The organism is Pseudomonas sp. MF08817 (genome assembly GCF_059862705.1).
In genome coordinates this window covers 25,633-45,782 of sequence record NZ_JCBCUY010000017.1, presented here as the reverse complement: position 1 = coordinate 45,782, position 20,150 = coordinate 25,633, and the positions used below count along the sequence as shown (strand labels likewise).

General features: G+C 61.4%; 24 protein-coding genes. 10 read left to right on the top strand and 14 right to left on the bottom strand.

The genetic code is table 11. The features are described 5' to 3' along the window. Positions 1–25: 25 nt before the first annotated feature. Positions 26–1,153: a cytochrome c oxidase subunit II gene (coxB, locus tag AC19YR_RS12560; RefSeq protein ID WP_095110255.1), complete on the bottom strand. Its 1,128-nt coding sequence runs from the start codon at positions 1,151–1,153 to the stop codon at positions 26–28. A gap of 371 nt (positions 1,154–1,524) precedes the next feature. On the opposite strand from coxB, the gene AC19YR_RS12555 reads away from it, so the two are divergent. Further along, entirely contained in the window at positions 1,525–2,172 is a 648-nt protein-coding gene (locus tag AC19YR_RS12555; protein WP_095110253.1) for a hypothetical protein, read from the top strand. Positions 2,173–2,215: 43 nt separating this feature from the next. On the opposite strand, the gene AC19YR_RS12550 is transcribed toward AC19YR_RS12555, so the two are convergent. The 3 genes from AC19YR_RS12550 to AC19YR_RS12540 form a co-directional block, all read right to left on the bottom strand. After that, positions 2,216–3,748, bottom strand: a complete 1,533-nt coding sequence (locus AC19YR_RS12550) for a SulP family inorganic anion transporter (protein ID WP_500598671.1) — start codon at positions 3,746–3,748, stop codon at positions 2,216–2,218. An 89-nt stretch (positions 3,749–3,837) separates the two neighbouring features. Beyond that, complete coding sequence (locus AC19YR_RS12545) at positions 3,838–4,569, bottom strand: carbonic anhydrase (protein WP_095110251.1); 732 nt, start codon at positions 4,567–4,569, stop codon at positions 3,838–3,840. Between the two features lie 237 nt (positions 4,570–4,806). Beyond that, on the bottom strand, positions 4,807–5,880 hold the full coding sequence (locus AC19YR_RS12540) for a PA0069 family radical SAM protein (RefSeq protein ID WP_500598670.1): 1,074 nt from the start codon (positions 5,878–5,880) through the stop codon (positions 4,807–4,809). 176 nt (positions 5,881–6,056) lie between these two features. Here AC19YR_RS12540 and AC19YR_RS12535 point away from each other — a divergent pair, with 176 nt between their 5' ends. Both AC19YR_RS12535 and AC19YR_RS12530 read left to right on the top strand, forming a co-directional pair. Then, complete coding sequence (locus tag AC19YR_RS12535) at positions 6,057–6,359, top strand: hypothetical protein (RefSeq protein ID WP_500598669.1); 303 nt, start codon at positions 6,057–6,059, stop codon at positions 6,357–6,359. Positions 6,360–6,454: 95 nt separating this feature from the next. After that, positions 6,455–7,009: a hypothetical protein gene (locus tag AC19YR_RS12530; protein ID WP_141233998.1), complete on the top strand. Its 555-nt coding sequence runs from the start codon at positions 6,455–6,457 to the stop codon at positions 7,007–7,009. Between the two features lie 50 nt (positions 7,010–7,059). Here AC19YR_RS12530 and AC19YR_RS12525 read toward each other — a convergent pair whose 3' ends face one another. Beyond that, complete coding sequence (locus AC19YR_RS12525) at positions 7,060–7,335, bottom strand: YheV family putative zinc ribbon protein (RefSeq protein ID WP_095110249.1); 276 nt, start codon at positions 7,333–7,335, stop codon at positions 7,060–7,062. After that, positions 7,332–9,410, bottom strand: coding sequence for an oligopeptidase A (prlC, locus tag AC19YR_RS12520; protein ID WP_500598666.1), 2,079 nt, complete (start codon positions 9,408–9,410; stop codon positions 7,332–7,334). Before prlC ends, AC19YR_RS12525 begins: the two co-directional genes overlap by 4 nt. 75 nt (positions 9,411–9,485) lie before the next feature. Between prlC and AC19YR_RS12515 the strand changes: the two genes are divergently transcribed. Both AC19YR_RS12515 and AC19YR_RS12510 read left to right on the top strand, forming a co-directional pair. Beyond that, positions 9,486–10,031: a gamma carbonic anhydrase family protein gene (locus AC19YR_RS12515; RefSeq protein WP_095110248.1), complete on the top strand. Its 546-nt coding sequence runs from the start codon at positions 9,486–9,488 to the stop codon at positions 10,029–10,031. Between the two features lie 29 nt (positions 10,032–10,060). Beyond that, positions 10,061–10,711, top strand: a complete 651-nt coding sequence (locus AC19YR_RS12510) for an HAD family hydrolase (protein ID WP_095110246.1) — start codon at positions 10,061–10,063, stop codon at positions 10,709–10,711. A gap of 52 nt (positions 10,712–10,763) precedes the next feature. Here AC19YR_RS12510 and AC19YR_RS12505 read toward each other — a convergent pair whose 3' ends face one another. Further along, positions 10,764–11,786, bottom strand: coding sequence for an aminopeptidase (locus AC19YR_RS12505; RefSeq protein ID WP_095110365.1), 1,023 nt, complete (start codon positions 11,784–11,786; stop codon positions 10,764–10,766). 168 nt (positions 11,787–11,954) lie between these two features. On the opposite strand from AC19YR_RS12505, the gene AC19YR_RS12500 reads away from it, so the two are divergent. Beyond that, positions 11,955–12,377, top strand: coding sequence for a PA0061/PA0062 family lipoprotein (locus tag AC19YR_RS12500; protein ID WP_095110244.1), 423 nt, complete (start codon positions 11,955–11,957; stop codon positions 12,375–12,377). Between the two features lie 6 nt (positions 12,378–12,383). Here the strand turns inward: AC19YR_RS12500 and AC19YR_RS12495 are convergent, their stop codons facing one another. Together AC19YR_RS12495 and AC19YR_RS12490 are read right to left on the bottom strand one after the other, a co-directional pair. Then, positions 12,384–12,617 (bottom strand): DUF1161 domain-containing protein, encoded by a 234-nt coding sequence (locus AC19YR_RS12495; protein ID WP_095110243.1) that lies wholly within the window; start codon positions 12,615–12,617, stop codon positions 12,384–12,386. Positions 12,618–12,707: 90 nt separating this feature from the next. After that, positions 12,708–13,139 (bottom strand): OsmC family protein, encoded by a 432-nt coding sequence (locus AC19YR_RS12490; RefSeq protein WP_500598665.1) that lies wholly within the window; start codon positions 13,137–13,139, stop codon positions 12,708–12,710. Between the two features lie 244 nt (positions 13,140–13,383). Here AC19YR_RS12490 and AC19YR_RS12485 point away from each other — a divergent pair, with 244 nt between their 5' ends. Next, a complete protein-coding gene (locus tag AC19YR_RS12485) occupies positions 13,384–14,385 on the top strand; it encodes an LLM class flavin-dependent oxidoreductase (protein ID WP_500598663.1) in 1,002 nt (333 codons plus the stop codon). A gap of 197 nt (positions 14,386–14,582) precedes the next feature. Here the strand turns inward: AC19YR_RS12485 and AC19YR_RS12480 are convergent, their stop codons facing one another. Further along, positions 14,583–14,807, bottom strand: a complete 225-nt coding sequence (locus AC19YR_RS12480) for a DUF1161 domain-containing protein (protein WP_500598661.1) — start codon at positions 14,805–14,807, stop codon at positions 14,583–14,585. A 111-nt stretch (positions 14,808–14,918) separates the two neighbouring features. After that, the gene (locus AC19YR_RS12475; protein ID WP_095110237.1) at positions 14,919–15,134 is read right to left on the bottom strand and encodes a dodecin; all 216 of its coding nucleotides are present in this window, start codon (positions 15,132–15,134) and stop codon (positions 14,919–14,921) included. Positions 15,135–15,288: 154 nt separating this feature from the next. Between AC19YR_RS12475 and AC19YR_RS12470 the strand changes: the two genes are divergently transcribed. Further along, a complete protein-coding gene (locus tag AC19YR_RS12470) occupies positions 15,289–15,615 on the top strand; it encodes an ElaB/YgaM/YqjD family protein (RefSeq protein WP_095110235.1) in 327 nt (108 codons plus the stop codon). Here the strand turns inward: AC19YR_RS12470 and AC19YR_RS12465 are convergent. Next, the gene (locus tag AC19YR_RS12465; protein WP_095110234.1) at positions 15,612–16,505 is read right to left on the bottom strand and encodes a LysR family transcriptional regulator; all 894 of its coding nucleotides are present in this window, start codon (positions 16,503–16,505) and stop codon (positions 15,612–15,614) included. The two genes, AC19YR_RS12470 and AC19YR_RS12465, sit on opposite strands and share 4 nt — an antisense overlap. A gap of 112 nt (positions 16,506–16,617) precedes the next feature. Here AC19YR_RS12465 and trpB point away from each other — a divergent pair, with 112 nt between their 5' ends. After that, positions 16,618–17,850: a tryptophan synthase subunit beta gene (trpB, locus tag AC19YR_RS12460; RefSeq protein WP_500598659.1), complete on the top strand. Its 1,233-nt coding sequence runs from the start codon at positions 16,618–16,620 to the stop codon at positions 17,848–17,850. Next, a complete protein-coding gene (gene trpA, locus AC19YR_RS12455; RefSeq protein WP_095110232.1) occupies positions 17,850–18,662 on the top strand; it encodes a tryptophan synthase subunit alpha in 813 nt (270 codons plus the stop codon). The genes trpB and trpA overlap by 1 nt, the downstream gene beginning before the upstream one ends. A 175-nt stretch (positions 18,663–18,837) precedes the next feature. Here trpA and AC19YR_RS12450 read toward each other — a convergent pair whose 3' ends face one another. Together AC19YR_RS12450 and AC19YR_RS12445 are read right to left on the bottom strand one after the other, a co-directional pair. Beyond that, positions 18,838–19,191, bottom strand: a complete 354-nt coding sequence (locus AC19YR_RS12450; protein ID WP_095110231.1) for a DUF6124 family protein — start codon at positions 19,189–19,191, stop codon at positions 18,838–18,840. Positions 19,192–19,805: 614 nt separating this feature from the next. Then, on the bottom strand, positions 19,806–20,132 hold the full coding sequence (locus AC19YR_RS12445; protein WP_500598657.1) for a DOPA 4,5-dioxygenase family protein: 327 nt from the start codon (positions 20,130–20,132) through the stop codon (positions 19,806–19,808). Between the last annotated feature and the right edge of the window lie 18 nt (positions 20,133–20,150).

Sequence of the window (20,150 nt, the reverse complement as noted above, 5' to 3'; positions counted from 1 at the left end):
GGGCGGGGGCCTGCATTGGGCGCGCTCATTTGTTTTCAGCCTCTTTGAGGGCCAGCACATCCTTAGGCGTAACCATGTCGCCCTTGTTGTTGCCCCACGCATTACGCTCGTAGGTAACGACCGCAGCGATATCGACTTCCGACAGTTGCTTGCCGAACGCGGCCATCGCGGTGCCCGGTTTGCCGTGGTAGACGATGCTCAGGTGCTCGGCCGCAGGGCCGGTGGCGATTTTCGAACCCTTGAGCGCCGGGAACATCGGCGGCAGGCCCTGGCCCTCGGCCTGGTGACAGGCCACGCAGGTGGTGTGGTAGACCTTGTCGCCACGGGCCACCAGCTCTTCGAGCGTCCACTCTTTGGAGGTCAGTTCCTTGAGCTTGGCCGCCTCGGCCTTGCGCTCGCCGAGCCAGGTGTCGTAGTCAGCCTTGGACTTGACCTCGACCACGATGGGCATGAAGCCGTGGTCCTTGCCACACAACTCCGCGCATTGGCCACGGTACAGGCCGGGTTTTTCGACGCGGGTCCAGGCCTCGTTGACGAAGCCGGGAATGGCATCGCGCTTGACCGCAAAGGCCGGCACCCACCAGGAGTGGATCACATCCGCCGCCGTCACCAGAAAGCGCACCTTGGCCCCCACCGGCAACACCAGCGGCTGGTCGACTTCCAGCAGGTAGTGCTCGCCCTTGGTGGCCTTGTTGTGGATTTGCTCCGCGGGAGTGGCCAGGTTGCTGAAGAACTCGACGTCCTGGCCCAGGTATTTGTAATGCCACTTCCACTGATAGCCGGTGACCTGGATGTCCACATCCGATTCCGAGCTGTCGTAGATATTGATTAACGTTTTGGTGGCGGGAATGGCCATGGCCACCAGGATCAGGAAAGGTACGACGGTCCACAGAATCTCGACCGTGGTGCTCTCGTGAAACTTAGCCGGTACCTGGCCGGTGGAGCGGCGGTGGACCATCATCGACCAGAACATGGCACCGAAGACGATGATGCCAATCACCACACAGATCCAGAAAATGGTCATGTGCAGGTCGAAGACCGCGTTACTCACCTCAGTGGCCCCTGGCGTCATATTCACCGTCCAGGCGGCTTGCGCCTGGCTGAATACTGACCACAACACAAGGCCCATCCAAACATGTGGATGTCGCGTCATTGCGGGTTCCCCTTATCGTTCTTGTTATCCCGTCAGGCGTTACACCTGCGGCCAAGGGAGCGGCTCAGATACTGCAAATCACCGCCAAGCCTTGCCTGCACAGCAGTCGGGCGTCATCAGCTAATCGCGTACAGAAGCGAGTATAGACAGCGACCGGGACCTCGCAACGCGATGGCGTAAAACAGCTGATACAAATGCAATGGACCCGGTAGGCCCAATGAATGAAGGGAGATAACGGACGAATGGTGGCATTTCGATATAACGGCAGAGCATAACCGTGAAATAATTATGACAAAGCCGTCTTAGTAAGTTTTGTAAGCAAGCTAACTTGTGTCTTCCCTCATCAACTGCCTTCGCTTCCTGGAGTTTTCATGAACACCGCCGCATTGCGCGAGCAGATCCAACGTGCCCACCAACATGAGACCCAAACCGGTCAACTTGCGCGCCAGTTGGAAACCCAATTACCGCACCTGCACTCGGCCATCCAACTGCCGCAGGCCAACGCCAAAGGCGCGATGACCGGTTTTGTCACCGCCTATATCGACCAAGTGCCCGACCTGCTGGACGCCGCCAATGGCGTGGCGCGCGAGGCTGGCATCGAGTCGCAGATCAAGCCGGTACTGAAGATCGCCGAGCAGTTCTTCCTCCAGCCCCTGAAAATCATGGACGGCCACGTCGGCCTCGCTGGCCTGCTGGATGAAGCCTACCTGGCCCATCGCCTGGTAGAAGAAGTCAACGACCTGTACATCAAGCACTTCGGCCAACCGCTGATCCCCCTGGACATGACGGTTGCCAACCTGATCGCCCATCAATTGATCGGCGAAGCCTTTGCCAACCAGTTGGACGAGGCGGTACACCACGCCGTGGACGAAATGCTCAACGAAGAGAGCTTCGCCCTGGAGTCGGTCGAGGCCTACCGCGACAAGCTCGCCAGCCCCGACACCGGTGCCGCGTGGAAGCGCTGGCCATGCCTGTCGCGCCAACTGGGCGTGGTCCTGGAGCTGGACCCGCCCGCCTGATGCCACCGTAGCCATTGGCGCGGCCTCGGGTCGCGCCAACCCGCTATGCCCGCACGCCCACACCGGTGGTTGTGCGCAAACGCCCCTCTAGCCGCCGCTTCAAGCCCCGCGCCTCAATCAGCAGTGTCGAGCCTTTGGCCGCGTTGGCCCGTGCCCATTCCTCCAGCAACTCCAGGCACGCATGATCGATGTAGCTCAAATGGCCCAACGGCACATGCACCCTCGCCCCGGGCGGGATCTGCGCCAACACCCGGGTCAGGGCCGGAACCTTGAGAAAGGTCGCTGCGCCGGATAGGCGCAACTCCATCTCACCGGCCATTGGCAGGTCCACCAGGCTGATTTTCAAGCGCGAAGCCTTCCAGGCCAATTTCGCCAGCGTCAGGCCGAAGCCGATCAGCACCCCGGTCAATAGGTCGGTAAAGATGATCGCCAGCGCCGTGGCGCCGTAGGTCAGCATCGGCATGCGGCCATAGCGGCCCAAGCCGCGGAACACTTTCAGGTCCACCAATTTGCACCCGGTGTACACCAACACCCCGGCCAGGCTGGCTACCGGGATGCTTTGCAGCACGCTGGACAGCAACAACACGAAGGCCAGCAACCAGGCACCATGAAAGATCGTCGATAACCGCGTGCTGGCACCGGCCTGCACATTCGCCGAACTGCGCACGATCACCCCGGTCATCGGCAACGCGCCGAGCACGCCGCACAGCATATTGCCCACGCCTTGGGCGCAGAGCTCACGATCGAAATCCGAGCGCGGGCCACTGTGCATACGATCGACCGCCGCAGCCGACAACAGCGTTTCGGCACTGGCGATAAACGCTACGGCGAACGCGGCGACCAACAGGTCCGGGTTGGCCAGGTTGAGCAAGTCCGCCGGGCGCAGCCAATCGATAGCCTCGGCCAGATTGGCCGGCACCTCCACCCGCCGCACCTGCAACGCCAGCAGCAGGCTCGCCGCCGTGGTCACGCCCACACCCAGCAGAGCGCCCGGCACAAAGCGCAGCGCCTGGGGCCGCCATTTATCCCACAGCCACATCACCGCAATCGTCGACAACCCTAACAACCCGGCTTGCCAGCCCAAGCCACCTCCAAGGGTCGGCCACGCCTCAGCCAGGGCGCCCGGGAACCCCGCCAAGTTATCCAGCCCGGAAGGCTTGGGCACACCATCGAGCATCACATGCACCTGGGACAGCACGATCAGCACGCCAATCCCGGCCAACATCCCGTACACCACCGCTGGCGCCGTCACCCGGAACCAGCAGCCCAGGCGAAAGCGCCCGGCCAGCAATTGCAGCAACCCCGCCAGCAGCAGGATCGGCCCCAGCATCGCCACGCCATGCTGGCGCACCAGCTCGAACACCAACACCGCCAGCCCCGCGGCCGGGCCACTGACCTGCAACGGCGACCCGGCCAGCCAACCCACCACCAAGCCGCCGACGATCCCGGTAATCAGGCCCTTGGCCGGTGGCATACCAGACGCGATGGCAATGCCCATGCACAAGGGCAGGGCCACCAGAAACACCACCACCGAAGCCAACAGCTCCCGTGGCAAAACCGCTTTGAACGCACCCATAAAAAGGCTCCCGAACATTTCTTCAGGCGTGGCGAAGCCGACCGCTAAAACAGCAGTCCAGGCTAAGCCAGGCAGGAACTAAGGAAGATCTAGAAGCGCGCTTTGGGCGTCGCTACAGGTATCGGATGGCTGCCATCGAGCGGCAGGAAGCAGCCTTTGTCGGCATCGTAGGCTTTGATTTCGCTGGTCTCGATGCTGTAGACCCAACCATGGATAAACAGATGACCGTTGGCCATGCGCGAGGCCACCGAAGGGTGAGTGCGCAAGTGCTGGAGTTGGGCGATGACGTTCTCCTCGGTCAGCACATGCATGCTTTCGTTTTCATCGGCGCAATTGCAGTTTTCCTGAACCATGGTCTTGGCGACTTCAGCGTGGCGCAGCCAGGCTTTGACCGTAGGCATTTTCTCCAGGCTTTGTGGGTTGAGCACCGCCCGCATCGCGCCGCAATCGGAGTGGCCGCAAATGATGATGTGCTGCACGCCCAACGCCAGCACCGCGTATTCGATGGCAGTCGAAACGCCGCCGTTCATCTGCCCGTAGGGCGGCACGACATTGCCCACGTTACGGGTCACGAACAGATCCCCCGGGGCACTTTGGGTAATCAGCTCAGGCACGATGCGCGAGTCAGCGCAGGCAATGAACATCGCCCTGGGCCGCTGGGCCGTGGCGAGCTTCTTGAAGAGCTCTTCCTGTTCAGGAAAGACCTCATGATGAAAGTGCAGAAAACCATCGACGATATGCTGCAACGCTGCATCGGCGCTTTCGGCGTCCGGAAGGACAGAAGCCGACGCAGCCAACGGCTGTTTATCCTTGTCACTCATGATTCATCCTCTTTTATTGACGGATTTTTGGAATCTTCCCGTGTTCACCGGTGCGAAGCCAGCTATTGACTAGAAAATAATCAACTCGCGAAATGCGACTGACCGGTCAGTCGACGAACAGCGTACCCGTCGAAACTTAACTAAACCTGAACCAACCGCTCTAGCCTAATGCTTACAGGTTAGCCAAAACGTGACTACGGTTAAGATGCCCAAGCACTTGCAGGAGACCTCCGTAGTCTAGAGCAGCGACATCTGACTGCCCGGTGGGCAAAAGGCATTGCAGTCCAAGTTGAAACCCTCGCGTCGATCCAGCCCCAACCGCTTGAGCGCCTTGGCGAAACGCTGGGCCAGCAAATCGGCGAACGGCCCTTCACCCCGCATCCGCGCGCCAAAACGGCTGTCATACAGTTCACCGCCACGGCTTTGGCGCACCAGGCTCAACACATGGGCCGCCCGCTGCGGGTAGTGGGCGGCCAGCCACGCCTCGAACAGCGGCGCTACCTCCAGCGGCAGGCGCAACATCATGTAGGCCGCGCTCTGCGCGCCCGCGCCGTGGGCCTCTTCCAGCAGGTGCTCCAGCTCGCTGTCGTTAATCATCGGAATCATCGGCGAGCACAACACCCCCACCGGCACCCCCGCTTCGCGCAACACCCGGATTGCCCGCAGCCGGGCCTTGGGTGCCGCTGCGCGCGGTTCAAGAATGCGTTTTAGCTCGTCATCGAGGGTGGTCAGGCTAATCATCACCGCCGCCAACCGTTGCTGGGCCATTTCGGCCAAGAGGTCCAGGTCGCGCAGGATTAGCGAACCCTTGGTGACGATGGTGACCAGGTGGCGGTAGCGCAACAGCACTTCCAATGTCTGGCGCGTGATTCGATGTTCGCGTTCGATGGGTTGGTAAGGGTCCGTATTGGAGCCCAAATTGATTGGCGCACATTGATACCCGGGCTTACTTAGCTGCTGCTCCAGCACCTGCGCCGCGTTGGTCTTGGCGATCAACCGGGTTTCAAAATCCAGCCCTGGCGACATGTCCCAATAGGCATGGCTGGGCCTGGCGTAACAGTAAATGCAGCCGTGCTCACAGCCTCGATAGGGGTTGATCGAGCGATCGAAGGGCAAGTCCGGGGAGCTGTTGCGAGTGATGATGGTTTTCGCCGTTTCGATGCGTACCTCGGTGCCCTGGGTCAGCGGGGCTTCCTGATACCAGCCGTCATCCTCGGCCACCGAGTGCCTGGGCGCGAACCGGTTGTGCGGGTTGGTGGCAGTGCCACGACCACGTGGGGGCAAGGGGGTAAGGGGGTAAGCATCATGCAAATCTCTTGACTGTATAAACGTACAGTAACCGAGCTTTTGCCTCCCTGCCAGTACCGCCGGGCATTTGGCCGAGCGGCGAGGAAAAATAATGAAATACATGGCGGTTCCCGACAAAAAAAACTCATCTAATGTTAGCCAAGCAACAGCCAATACAACTTACCTTGAAGGGAATCAATATGTCTGTATTTAATTCGCGCGGTATCTTCCTGCGGCTTCTTGCACCATCGATTGTTAGCCCTAACAAGGCAGAGGTTTCGATGAAGCTGGGACTAGAAGTTCTCGGTTACAACGAAGAAACCGAAGAGCAAACCCACACATTTGTCGATATAACTGAACTAACAGCGCTCTCCAACGATGGCGGTAAAACATTCACCCTACGCACGGTCAGGGATATTGACGGTGACGGTGATATTGACGAAGCCGACAAGGAAAAACTCCTAGCACTGGCCAGTGCCTATGCCCGAATTCTTAATCCTTGATATGCACTCGATGAGCTCTGCGCAAAATATCGCATCTCGAGTTCCAATGTAACGCAACCACCATAGTTATATTTAGTAATCCAGAGGTACATCAAATGGAAGGTCCAAAAAATCGAGGGGTATTTCTTCAGCGTGTTGATGAAGGAAATGAGACCAAGATCCTCGGCCAGCTTGCGGGTACGGTTTCAACCATAGACGAATCAACACAGCAACCAGCAGATACCTTGACTGAGTCCACGTATTTCACGTTGTCGGTAAAAAATGATGGAGACACACATAATCTTACATACGGCCCCTGGGACGATGTAGATGTAAACTCAGATAACATGATTGATGATCGAGACGAGCAAGCCATGACGGAACTTGCACTGTCCTACTATCACCAAATAACACTAAAGGCGCCACACGGTATATTTCTATACCTTATCAATAGTAACCATACAACACTTCAAGTACTGGTGCAGATTTCGAAAAAAGCCGGAAACCTGCTCACAGACTCCACATCATTTACTGCAATCAGCACTGATGGCGGATCAAGCTTTACCATACCGGACTTTTCTATCGACGTAGATGGAGACAATCAAGCTAACCATGACGATAAAACCAGCATAGAACGGCTGGTATCGGCGTTCACTTCCTTTAAACTTTGAACTTAGGCAAACCTGCCAGGTTGTAATTAAACCTGGCAGGTTTGAATCTATCAGTTGTTTTTTTTCAATTTCGGATTGGGGAAAAACTGCACAGCCTGCACCTTCGCATCCGGCACCTTCAATGCGGTGGTGTTGACCCGCGTGCCCAACTCCTTGGGCACCGACAGGCCCTGTTCGTTGAGCACATCCGAGTAACCGCAGGCGACGCATTCGCGGTGCGGGACATCGTCCTCGCTCCACATCATCAACTTGTCCGACTCGCTACACGCCGGGCAGACCGCTCCGGCGATAAAGCGTTTTTTCGTTATCACTGGCCCTTCACTCATGCTGCTGCGTCCTCGGTCAGGCCGCTATGGCGCAAGAGTGCGTCAATCGACGGCTCGCGGCCGCGGAAATCGACGAACAGCACCATCGGGGCCTGGGAGCCACCGCGCGCCAGGATCGCCTCGCGGAACGCACGGCCAGTCTGCGGGTTAAGCACGCCATCTTCCTCGAACTTGGAAAACGCATCGGCCGACAGCACTTCCGCCCACTTGTAGCTGTAGTAACCCGCCGCGTAACCGCCGGCAAAAATGTGGGCAAAGCTGTTGGGGAAGCGGTTGTAGGCCGGTGGACGCATCACCGAAACCTCGTCGCGTACGCCTTCGAGCACCTGCGCCACGCTGCGGCCATCGCCGTGGGTGGCGTGCAGTTCGAAGTCGAACAGCGAGAACTCCAGTTGGCGCACCATCATCAGGCCGGACTGGAAGTTTTTCGCCGCCAGCATCTTTTCCAGCAGGTCTTGGGGCAGCGGTTCGCCGGTCTCGAAGTGACTGGAAATCAGCGCCAGGCCTTCAGGCTCCCAGCACCAGTTCTCCATGAACTGGCTCGGCAGCTCGACCGCATCCCAGGCCACGCCGTTGATGCCCGAGACACCGGCGTGTTCGACGCGGGTCAGCAGGTGGTGCAAGCCATGGCCAAACTCATGGAATAGGGTGGTCACTTCATTGTGGGTCAGCAGCGCAGGCTTGCCGCTGTCAGCGGGGGTGAAGTTACATATCAGGTTCGCCACCGGGCTTTGCAACACGCCCTCCAGGGTGCGGCGGCGGTCGCGGGCGCCGTCCATCCAGGCGCCACCGCGCTTGTTGGCCCGGGCGTAAAGGTCGAAGAAAAAGCGCCCCACGTGCTGGCCGTTTTCCTTGATCTCAAACAGGCGTACATCCGGGTGCCAGGTGTCGAAACCGCTCAGTTCGGTGATTTCGATGCCGTACAGGCGTTGCACGATGGTGAACAGGCCGCCCAACACCTTGTCGATCGGGAAGTAGGCGCGCAGGGTTTCCTGGGCCACGCTGTAGCGCTGTTCGCGCAGTTTTTCGCCGTAGAAACCGCTGTCCCAGCTTTGCAGGTCGGGGCAACCCTGTTCGGCGGCGTAAGCCTTGAGCTGTTCCAGGTCTTGGGCGGCAAATGGCTTGCTGCGCTTGGCCAGGTCACGCAGGAAACTCAACACCTGATCGCTGGAGTCAGCCATTTTGGTGGCCAGGCTCAGTTCGGAAAAACTGGCGAAACCCAGGAGCTTGGCCAATTCCTGACGCAGGTCGAGGATTTCTTCCATCACCGGGCCGTTATCGTTCTGACCGGCATTCGGGCCTTGGTCCGACGCACGGGTGCAGTAGGCGGCGTAGACTTCCTCGCGCAACGCACGGTCCTGGGCGTAGGTCATCACCGCGTAGTAGCACGGGAACTCCAGGTTGATGAGCCAACCGTCGAGCCCTTTGGCCTGGGCCGCCGCGGCCATTTGCGCCTTGGACGAATCGGTCAGGCCTGCCAGCAGCCCTTCGTCGGTGATGTTTTTGCTCCAAGCCTGGGTCGCGTCCAGCAGTTGGTTGGAGAAGCGGCTGCCCAGCTCCGACAACTTACTTTGCACCTCGGCATAGCGCTGTTGCTCGGCGGGCGGCAGGTCGATACCCGACAAGCGGAAGTCACGCAGGGAATGTTCGAGGATGGTTTTCTGCGCCACGTCGAAACCGGCCGCCTGCGGGCTGTTGGCCAGGGCTTCAAAGGCCTGGAACAGCGCACGGTTCTGGCCCATTTCGGTGGAGTAGGCGCTCAGTGCCGGCAAACAAGCCTCGTAGGCTTCGCGCAGCTCGGCGTTGTTGCACACCGCGTTGAGGTGGCTGACCGGGCTCCAAGCGGCGCCGAGGCGGTCATTGAGCTCGTCCATGGCCAATACCAGGCCAGCCCAGGTAGGCTGCTGGCCTTGTGCTTCGAGGATTTGCGCGATGGCAGCGCGGTTGTCAGCCAGGATCTGTTTGATGGCCGGTTGCACATGCTCGGCACGGATCGCCGAAAACGGCGGCAGGTCGTAGGGCTGCAAAAGAGGGTTGTTCACGCTCACGGTGGGCACCTTGGCTGGAAGAAACATCGGGCCATCTTAATTACAATCGACGCCCGCCGCAGCTATAAGCCCCATTAATAAATGTCACTGAGGGAAATTCACTTGGCCATTCGTACCTACCAGAACCGCCGCCCGGCCCTGGCTGAACGCGCCTTTGTCGATCACTCGGCGGTGGTCATCGGCGACGTTGAAATCGGCACAGACAGCTCGGTTTGGCCTTTAACGGTGATCCGCGGCGACATGCACCGCATCCGCATCGGCGCGCGCACCAGCGTGCAGGACGGCTGTGTGTTGCACATTACTCACGCCGGCCCATTCAACCCCGATGGCTTCCCGCTGCTGATCGGTGACGACGTGACCATCGCCCACAAAGTCATGCTCCACGGCTGCACCGTCGGCAGCCGGGTGCTGATCGGCATGGGCAGCATCGTGATGGACGGCGCGGTGGTGGAGGACGACGTCATCATCGGCGCCGGCAGCCTGGTGCCGCCGGGCAAACGCCTGGCCAGCGGCTTTCTGTATGTGGGCAGCCCGGTCAAGCAGGCCCGCCCACTGACTGACAAGGAACGTGCCTTTTTCACCTACAGCGCGGCGAACTACGTGAAGCTCAAGGACTTGCACCTGGCCGAAGGTTTCGACCAGGCCTGACCTTGCCTCGCCCTCAATCAGGATTTTCCATGCACTACCAAACCGTTTTGTTCGACCTCGACGGCACCCTCACCGACCCGCGCGAAGGCATCACCCGCTCGATCCAGTTCGCCCTGGCCAACCTAGGCATCGACGAGCCGGACCTGAGCAAGCTCGAACACTTTATCGGCCCGCCCCTGCTACAAGCCTTTATGCAGTTTTACGACTTCGACGAGGCCAAGGCTTGGGAGGCGGTGAACTTCTACCGTGAGCGTTTCAAGGTCACCGGCCTGTACGAAAACCGTGTGTTCGACGGCGTCACCCCATTGCTGGAAACCCTCAGCGGGCAAGGGCGCCAGCTATATATCGCCACCTCAAAACCCTGGGTGTTCGCCCGGGAAATCGCCCGCCACTTCGACTTCGCCAAACACTTCAAGGTGGTCTACGGCAGCGAACTGGACGGCACCCGCACCAACAAGGTCGAATTGATCGCCCACCTCATGCGCGAAGAAGGCCTCGACCCCGCCCACACCTTGATGATCGGCGACCGCAAACACGACCTGATCGGCGCCAAAACCAATGGCCTGGACGCCGCCGCCGTGGGCTACGGTTTTGGCAGCCACGAAGAGTTGAGCGCCGAACAACCGACTTATCACTTCCAAACCCTGGCCCAATTGCATGAGGCGTTTTTGCCGCGTTAGTGCTCTTGCGGGGGCTGGCGAATGACAAGGGTGGTGAATGGCTGCGCACCCGCTATTGGCGCGCTGCCGCCAACAAGCCCTCAAGCCGTTGCTGGCGCGCGTGCGCGGGCAGGGCGCCCAGGGTTTGCACTGCACGGTAAAACGCCGGCCAATCGCCCTGGGCCTGCTGGAACAGCGCCGCAAACGCCGGCACCCATTGGTCGTAGAGGCCAAAGGGCAGCAAACGGGCGTTGTTCAGTGGCGCATTGACCCAGGCGTCGTAGCGCTTGGACCCAGCCCATTGGTGCTCGCGCAGGTGCCGGTACTCGCGGCGCAAGCGCTCGAATTCGGCGGCCTTGCCCTGGCGCATGGCTTCGGCGGACAGGGGCGAGGCGTACAAGCGCTCCAGGCGCGCGCGGCTGTCGAGCACCAACGCAATGAACTGCTCGCGCTGGCGGCCCTGCGCATCGCCGGCCGGCGCCAGGCCCCGGGCCGAGCGCCATTGCCGGGTGCCTTCCTGCTCAACGAAGGAGGCGAAGGACTCATTGAACGACGTGTCGTCTTTCACGTAGACACGCTGATGCGCCAGCTCATGGAAGATCAGCGTGGCCAGGCGTTCGTCGCCCCAACCCAGCATCGAACTAAGGATCGGGTCATTGAACCAGCCCAGGGTGGAATAGGCCTCGACCCCGCCAATCGACACGTCCAGCCCTTGTTGGGCAAGCAGCGCCGCCTCGCCCCGGGCGCCGCTCTGGCTGTAATAGCCGCGATAGGCCACGCAACCGGCAATCGGGAAGCAGTGGTTTTGCGGGCTCAGGGAAAACTCCGGCGTGGCGAACACATTCCACACCACAAACGGGCGGCCGATATCGGCGTAAAGCCGGTAGCTCTGGTTATCCGGCAAATGCAGCTGTTCGCTGGCAAAGGCCCGAGCCTTTTGTGATTGCGCCAAGTGCGCGCGCAAGGTCGGGTCGCGGGCCGGGTCGGCGACCACCTCGGCCACCGGCACGCGGGCGTTGAGCAGGCGTAGCTGGCCTTGGGCCAATTGGCCGTAATAGCTCAGGCTGGCGCAGCCGTTGAGCAGCACGGCGGGCAACAAGAGCGCAAATAGCCCAAGGCGTCTGTTTTGCCTTATCAAATTCCAATCTTCCCGTGAGTGGCGCAGCGCACGACTATCGCGCCTGTTTGCCGCTACGCCAAGTGCACCTTCATACCCGAGGCGGATCGGCGCTATGCTCAGCCCCTGACCGTCCGGATGCCTGCCATGCGCCTAGCCTTGTTGTTCCTCGCCTGCACCACCCTCACAGCGTGCGTCGCCACGCCACTGCCCGCCGTAAACCCACAGATGGCCTGGGTCGACTTCGCCACCCCATCGCCCGGCGGCAAAGTGCTGATGGCCGATCGCCTGGACAACCAACGGCTGCCGGACGGGCGCTACTTCCAGGTGACGCCGGGGCGCCATGAACTGACCGTGCGTTTTGACTTTGAAGTCATGGGCGGCGGCATGCTCATGACCACCGAACCGCGCGAGCGCCTGTGCTACATGACCGTGCCGTACGAGCATTTCGAGGCCGGCCAGCGCTATCGGTTGGAGGCCCGTTCACTGGCCTTCACCCCCAGCGCCCGGCTGCTCAACGCCCGGGGCGAGATCGTCGCCACCGAGCGGGCGATCCACTGCGTGCCCTGAGTGGGCTCAGCGGTCGTTCTTTTGATAGATGATTTTCCGGGTGCCGTTCTCGCAACTGCCGACCACCATGTTCTGGTCGTGTACATCAGCGTTGGGGACGACTTCCAGGGTGTATGAAGCAACGCCTTGCGCCTGGATCTTGGCCTCGATCTCGGCCTTGAGTTCTTCACAAGGTTTAGGTGCAGCCAACGCCGAAGTGCTCAGCGCCAAGCCGATTACCGCCAAAGCAAAACCTTTCATGTGCCAACTCCCTGAATGCGGTGCGCAGGGCCCTGCGCCAAAGCCGCGAAGGCCCATTGCACCACACATGTGAACCCACGGTTACGCGGATCAGCCCACCAGGGTCGCGTCCAGGGTGATCTTGGCGTTCAGCACCTTGGAAACCGGGCAGCCCTCTTTGGCTTTTTTGCTCAGTTCTTCAAATTGCGCCTGGGTGGCGCCGGGGATTTTGGCCTTGAGAATCAAATGCACGGCGGTGATGGCAAAGCCATCGTCGAGCTTGTCCAGGGTGACTTCGGCCTGAGTGTCGATGCTGTCTGCCTTCAGGCCCGCGTCGCCCAGGATCATGGAAAACGCCATGGAAAAGCAGCCCGCATGCGCGGCGCCGATCAGCTCTTCCGGGTTGGTGCCCTTGCCGCCCTCGAAACGTGCCTTGAAACCGTAAGGCGCCTCGCGCAACACACCGGTTTCGGTAGAAATGGAACCGATGCCGGTTTTCAAGTCGCCTGCCCAGTGGGCCGATGCTTTCTTCGTGATGCTCATCGCTGTCTCCTCAGGTTCGGCGCGAAAGATCGCGCCTGTGGGGTTTTGCGTTACTAGGGTTCTGAGGATAGAAGAGCCGCCAAAGTTCACCTCATCAGAAATCGCTACCCGTCTGGTAGGTAAATTCGCGTCCGCTATTGAATCTCGGGTATATGCCCACATTGCATGAAGCAGGCTTATCGAAATCGGCAGGTTTTGGCGCGTGACAAAAAACCTGCAAACCCCTCACTGGAGACGCAGGTTTATGAAGCAACTGTCCGATATCAAGTTCTCGACCCTCGACCTGGTGCCCGTGCGCGCCGATGGCAGCCCGGCGCAATCGTTGCGCAACTCCCTGGATCTGGCGCAACACGTCGAGAAGTTCGGCTATCACCGCTTTTGGGTGGCCGAACACCACAACATGGACGGCATCGCCAGCTCCGCCACCTCCGTGCTGCTCGGCTACCTGGCCGGTGGCACCTCGACCATCCGCGTCGGCTCCGGCGGGGTGATGTTGCCCAACCATGCGCCGTTGGTCATCGCCGAACAGTTCGGGACCCTGGAAAGCCTCTACCCCGGGCGAATCGACCTGGGCCTGGGCCGCGCGCCCGGTTCCGACCAAATGACCGCCCGCGCCTTGCGCCGCGAACGTTCGGGCAGCGCCGACGATTTCCCGGACGACGTGGCCGAACTGATGGCGTACCTCGGCCCGCGCACCCCGGAGCAAAAAGTCATCGCCGTGCCGGGTACGGGCACCAACGTGCCGGTGTGGCTGCTGGGTTCGAGCCTGTTCAGCGCCCAACTGGCGGGCGAACGAGGGTTGCCTTACGCCTTCGCCTCACATTTCGCACCGCGCTACATGCACGAAGCCATTCGCGTTTACCGCAACCACTTCAAGCCTTCGGCCGTGTTGGATAAGCCCTACGTGATGCTCGGCATTCCGCTGGTGGCCGCCGACACCGACGAGCAGGCCGATTACCTGGCCACCTCGGTGTACCAACGCATCCTGGCCCTGATGCGCGGCCAAAGCCTGGTGCAGCGCCCACCGGTCAGCACCATGGACGGCTTGTGGTTGCCCCATGAAAAAGAAGCCGTGGCCAGTTTCCTGGGCCTGGCGATGGTCGGCAGCCCGGAAAAAATCCGCGCCAAACTGCAGGTGCTGATCGAACAGACCGGGGCCGATGAACTGATCTTTACCTGCGACTTGTACGAACACGCTGATCGCCTGCATTCCTATGAATTGCTGGCGCAGGTGATGAAGGGGTGATGGCGGTTAGGTGAACCGCAGATGATGGGGGAGCGGGCCGGGCAATGGGCTTGTGGCGGCTGCAATGGCGTCATCGCGAGCAGGCCCGCTCCCACAGTTGAACAGTGGTCTGGGTGGGATGTTCATTCTTCCTTTGTGGGAGCGAGCCTGCTCGCGATGGCGGCACGCAGGCCTCCCACGGGGGTTCAGCACAAGCACTAGCCGCGCTTGTAGACGATCTCTTTAGTGCCTGCCTCGCAGGTGCCGACGACTTTGCCGTCAGCGTCCGCGCCTTTTTCCACGATCTCCAGCGAATAACCCGACGCACCATTGGCATTGATCTTCGCGGCGATTTCGCTTTTCAACTCTTCGCACGGCTTGCCCGCAGCCAGGGCGGTGCCCGCCAGGCTCAACAAACCTACAGCCAGTACAAACTTCTTCATCGATCACATTCCCTGGTCGGATTAAAAAACCTCGGCGGCGGGCCCAATGCCCGCGGCCGGATAGCGCTTTGCCATTCCTATGGCAATCGGCCAGCGTACAAGTTCAGCGCCTCAGCTATTGGCGATGCGAAACCCCACCTTGAGGGTGACCTGAAAATGCGCCGCTCTGCCGTCCTTGATATGGCCGCGGGTTTCGGTCACCTCGAACCATTCCAAGTGCTTGATGCTCTTGCTGGCCTCGGCCAGGGCATTGTTGATGGCGTCTTCGATGCTGGTGGGGGACGACCCTACCAGTTCCACTTTCTTGTAGGTGTGATGGTCTGTCATAGCGATCTCCTTTGGCGTAGGTCAAAGCCTAGCAGCGAATAGGGCGAATACTTGTGACAGGCGTTTCTTCACGAAAGGTCAGAATTTCTGCACTTTCCCAAACCCCTGGAGTCCGAACCTTCACACGCCACTCAACCAATGCAGGAGAGCCACCATGGCCAACACTTCTTTACGCAAAGCCTCATTGCAAAGCATGGAAGCGGAAATCGAGAGTCTGCTCAAATCCCTGGAAAGCCTCAAAGACGATGCCTCCGACGAGTCGCGTAAAACCCTCAAGGCCCTCAAAAGCAACGCCGAGAACGCGCTGAAGCATTCGCGCCACCTGCTCAGCGACGCTTATGAAGAAGTCAAAGTCAAAACCCGCGAAACCGGGATCGCCACCCGCGACTATGCCCAGCAACACCCCTGGACCACTGCCGGTGTCGCGGTCGGTGCCCTGGGCCTGCTGGCCGCTTACTTGATGTGCAAACGCGGCGACTAAGCCTGCTGGCGCAGCTCATTTTTGAGCCACTGCGCCAACTGCCGAGCGCGCCCGTCCGCGGCGCGCTTGGGTAGCCACAACGCCAGTTGCGCCGGGGTTTGGCAAAAACCCCACGGCGCAACCAGGCGCCCGGCGCGCAGGTCCTCGGCCACCAACGGCTCAGGGGCGATCGCCACGCCCAAACCGGCCACCGCCGCTTCCAGCAAGTAGTACAAATGCTCAAACCCCTGCCCGAACTTCAGCGCCCCGGCGTCGAGGTCGCTTTGCCGTGCCCAACTGGGCCAGGCCTGGGGCCGCGAGGTGGTGTGCAGCAACGCCTCTCCCAGCAAGGCGCTAGCGGGGGCCTCGCGCAACGCCTCGTAGGCCGCGCAACGCGGGCTCATCACCGGGCCGATGCGCTCACTGGCCAACTCGTATACCTGCATATCCGCCGGCCACGGCGGCTCGGCGAACACCAAGAGCGCGTCCAGCCCCGGGCGGCGCGGGTCCAGGTCGCCTTCACCGGCCGACAGGTGCAGGCGTAAATCCGGCAAATCGGCGTTCAAGCGCCCCAACCGCGGAATAAACCAGCGCGCCAGCAAGCTACCCGAGCAGCCCAACACAAAGGGCGCATCCGCCGTGCTCTGGCTCAGCTCGGCGCACACCGTGCGCAAGCGCTCGAAGGCCTCGGTACTGGCATCGCGCAGGCGCACACCGGCATCTGTGAGTTTAAGGCCGCGCCCTTCCTTGACGAAAAGGCCCACCCCCAGGTGCTCCTCCAACGCCTTCAACTGCCGGCTGACGGCACCGTGGGTTACGTGCAGGTGTTCGGCGGCCTTACTCACGCTATTGAGGCGGGCGGTGGCCTCGAAGGCGCGCAGGGCGTTGAGCGGGGGCAGGTCTTGGCGCATGGTAAATGTGAGTTTTCCTGACAGGTTGCGGCGATCTTATCGGTTTTCAGCCCCCGGCGGCAGGGGTAGAGTGAACGCCATTGTCACTTAACGAATGCCCCTGGAGCGCGTCATGACCCAGCCCCATCACCCGCAAAACCTGCGTAACGGCCCCGACGCCAACGGCCTGTTCGGCGACTTCGGCGGCCGCTACGTGGCAGAAACCCTGATGCCGTTGATCCTCGAACTGGCCCGCGAATACGAAGCGGCCAAAGTCGACCCGGCCTTCATTGAAGAATTAGCCTACTTCCAGCGCGACTACGTCGGGCGCCCCAGCCCGCTGTACTTCGCCGAACGCCTGACCGAGTTCTGCGGCGGCGCCAAGATCTACCTCAAGCGCGAAGAGCTCAACCACACCGGCGCCCACAAGATCAACAACTGCATCGGCCAGATCCTGCTGGCGCGGCGCATGGGCAAAAAACGCATCATCGCCGAGACCGGCGCCGGCATGCACGGCGTGGCCACCGCCACCGTGGCCGCGCGGTTCGGCCTCGACTGCGTGATCTACATGGGCACCACCGACATCGAGCGCCAGCAGGCCAACGTGTTCCGCATGAAGCTGCTGGGCGCCACCGTGATCCCGGTGGTGGCCGGCACCGGCACCCTCAAAGACGCCATGAACGAAGCGCTGCGCGACTGGGTGACCAACGTCGACAGCACCTTCTACCTGATTGGCACCGTGGCCGGCCCGCACCCGTACCCGGCCATGGTGCGCGACTTCCAAGCCGTGATCGGCAAGGAAACCCGCGACCAGTTGCAAGCCCAGGAAGGGCGCCTGCCCGACAGCCTGGTGGCGTGCATCGGCGGCGGCTCCAACGCCATGGGCCTGTTCCACCCGTTTTTGGATGACCAGAGCGTGCAAATCATCGGCGTCGAAGCGGCCGGCTACGGCATCGACACCGGCAAGCACGCGGCCAGCCTCAACGGCGGCGTACCCGGCGTGCTGCACGGCAACCGCACCTTTTTGCTGCAAGACGACGACGGCCAGATCATCGACGCCCACTCCATCTCCGCCGGCCTGGACTACCCCGGCATCGGCCCGGAACACGCCTGGTTGCACGATATCGGCCGTGCCGAATACACCTCGGTCACCGACGACGAAGCCCTCGACGCCTTTCACAAATGCTGTCGCCTGGAAGGGATTATTCCCGCACTGGAAAGCGCCCACGCCCTGGCCGAAGTGTTCAAGCGCGCCCCGACCCTGCCCAAGGATCACCTGATGGTGGTCAACCTCTCCGGGCGCGGCGACAAAGACATGCAAACCGTCATGCACCACATGGAACACACCCAGCAGGAGAAACACTGATGAGCCGCCTGCACACCCGCTTCGCCCAGCTCAAGCAACAAAACCGCGCCGCCCTGGTGACCTTCGTCACCGCCGGCGACCCCAACTACGACACCTCGCTGGCCATCCTCAAGGGCCTGCCCGCCGCCGGCGCCGACGTGATCGAGTTGGGCATGCCCTTCACCGACCCCATGGCTGACGGCCCGGCCATCCAACTGGCCAACATCCGCGCCCTGGGCGCCAAGCAGAACCTGGCCAAAACCCTGCAAATGGTGCGCGAGTTCCGCCAGGGCAACAGCGATACGCCCCTGGTGCTGATGGGCTACTTCAACCCCATCCACCACTACGGCGTGCCGCGCTTCATCAGCGAGGCCAAAGAGGCGGGCGTGGACGGTTTGATCGTGGTGGACCTGCCGCCCGAGCATAACGGCGAGCTGTGCGACCCCGCGCAAGCGGCGGGCCTGGACTTTATCCGCCTCACCACCCCGACCACCGACGATGAACGCCTGCCTACCGTGCTCAACGGCAGCTCCGGGTTTGTGTACTACGTCTCGGTGGCGGGCGTGACCGGCGCCGGCGCCGCCACCCTGGAACACGTCGAAGAAGCCGTGGCACGCCTGCGCCGCCACACCGACCTGCCCATCAGCATCGGCTTCGGCATCCGCACCCCCGAGCAAGCCGCCGCCATCGCCCGGTTGGCCGACGGCGTGGTGGTGGGCTCGGCCCTGATCGACCACATCGCCAACGCCACCAGCGACGAACAAGCCGTGGACGGCGTACTGAGCCTGTGCGCCGCACTGGCCCAAGGCGTACGCGGGGCGCGTGGCGCCTAAAGGTGTTAGGCGCTAGCTAAAAAGGGGTTCAGGCACGCTGCCTGAACCCCTTTTTTATTGAGCAGGCCCCTCATGTGGGAGCGAGCCTGCCCGCGATGGCAGCGGCACAGCCAACAACCTCGCCGAATGACACACCCCATCGCGGGCAGGGCCCGCTCCCACAGGGGCAGCGGTTTTAGCCGTGGCCGTGTTCCACATCCAACACCCGGTTCACCAGCAACTGGCCCAACTCGATCATCTGCTGGATCGCCAGCGCCACATGGCGGCGCGAGCCGTCGAGGTCGAACGCCAGGTCGCAGGCCATGGCATTGGCCGAGGTCAGGGTTTGGTAGGCGTTGGCCAGCAGCGTTTCGGCGTGGGTATCGGGCACCACGCTGAACAGAGTTTCAGGCGGGCACGGGCGCGGGGTGTCGGGGCGCAAGTGAAAATCCAGGGCACGCTCGGCGGCCTCGTGGAAACGCGGGGAATCGGCGGATGCGTAGGGGGAAACGCTGAGGTCTTCGGGCGGGTTGGGGGTGGGTTTGAACATGTTTTAGCTCCGAGTAATTAAGGAGCCAACACCGTTTCGCTTGCTTCGAAAGAGGTGGCGGCTGTGCGCAGGTGTGCAAGACCGGACTCGGAACCCGGCAGGCCCGAAGGCCTCCCACACACAGCCGCCATAACGGTTCGCGAGCATAGAAAAATGCTCGATGAATAGCCATAAGCGATTGTGGGCCGAGTCGGACTTGCACGTCCGTGTCACCGATTGAGCGATGACCGGCGCAGACTAGCCCCCGGTTTTGCCGCCCACAAGTTCACCACCCGCGCCACAACCTGAAGGAAAACTCCCCAAACACCACAAAACCTGTGGGAGCGAGCCTGCCCGCGATGGCACCGGCACAGCCAACAACCTCGCCGAATGACACACCGCCATCGCGGGCAGGGCCCGCTCCCACAGGGGGTTGTTCGATAGCGGGGCGGGGCTTAGCCGCTCAAAAAACGCTCAAATCCAACGGCCGTATCGCGCCCATCATTCACTGTGGGAGCGAGCCTGCTCGCGATGGCACCGGCACAGCCAACAACCTCGCCGAATGACACACCGCCATCGCGGGCAGGGCCCGCTCCCACAGGGGGTTGTTCGATAGCGGGGCGGGGATTAGCCGCTCAAAAAACGCTCAAATCCAACGGCCGTATCGCGCCCATCCACACGGCGTAGTCGGTGTGGTCGGCCAGGTCGTCGCCGGTGTTGGGGTGCAAAAACACCACCAGGCCATTACGGTTCAGCGCCAGCCACGGCAGCATCACGCCGATGATTTCGGGGCCGAAGGCCAGTTGGCAGCTCCAGTCCGGGTGCGGGCCCACGGGGCGTTCGTGGAGGCGGCCCATGTGCACGTCGAACAGCCCCGTGGCGGTTTCGCACAACTGGCGGGCTTGTTCGAGGGTGTTGGCGTCGTAGTAGATGTGGGCGTGGTAGCCCTTGATCCGTTGCATAGCGCTCTCTGGATGTCA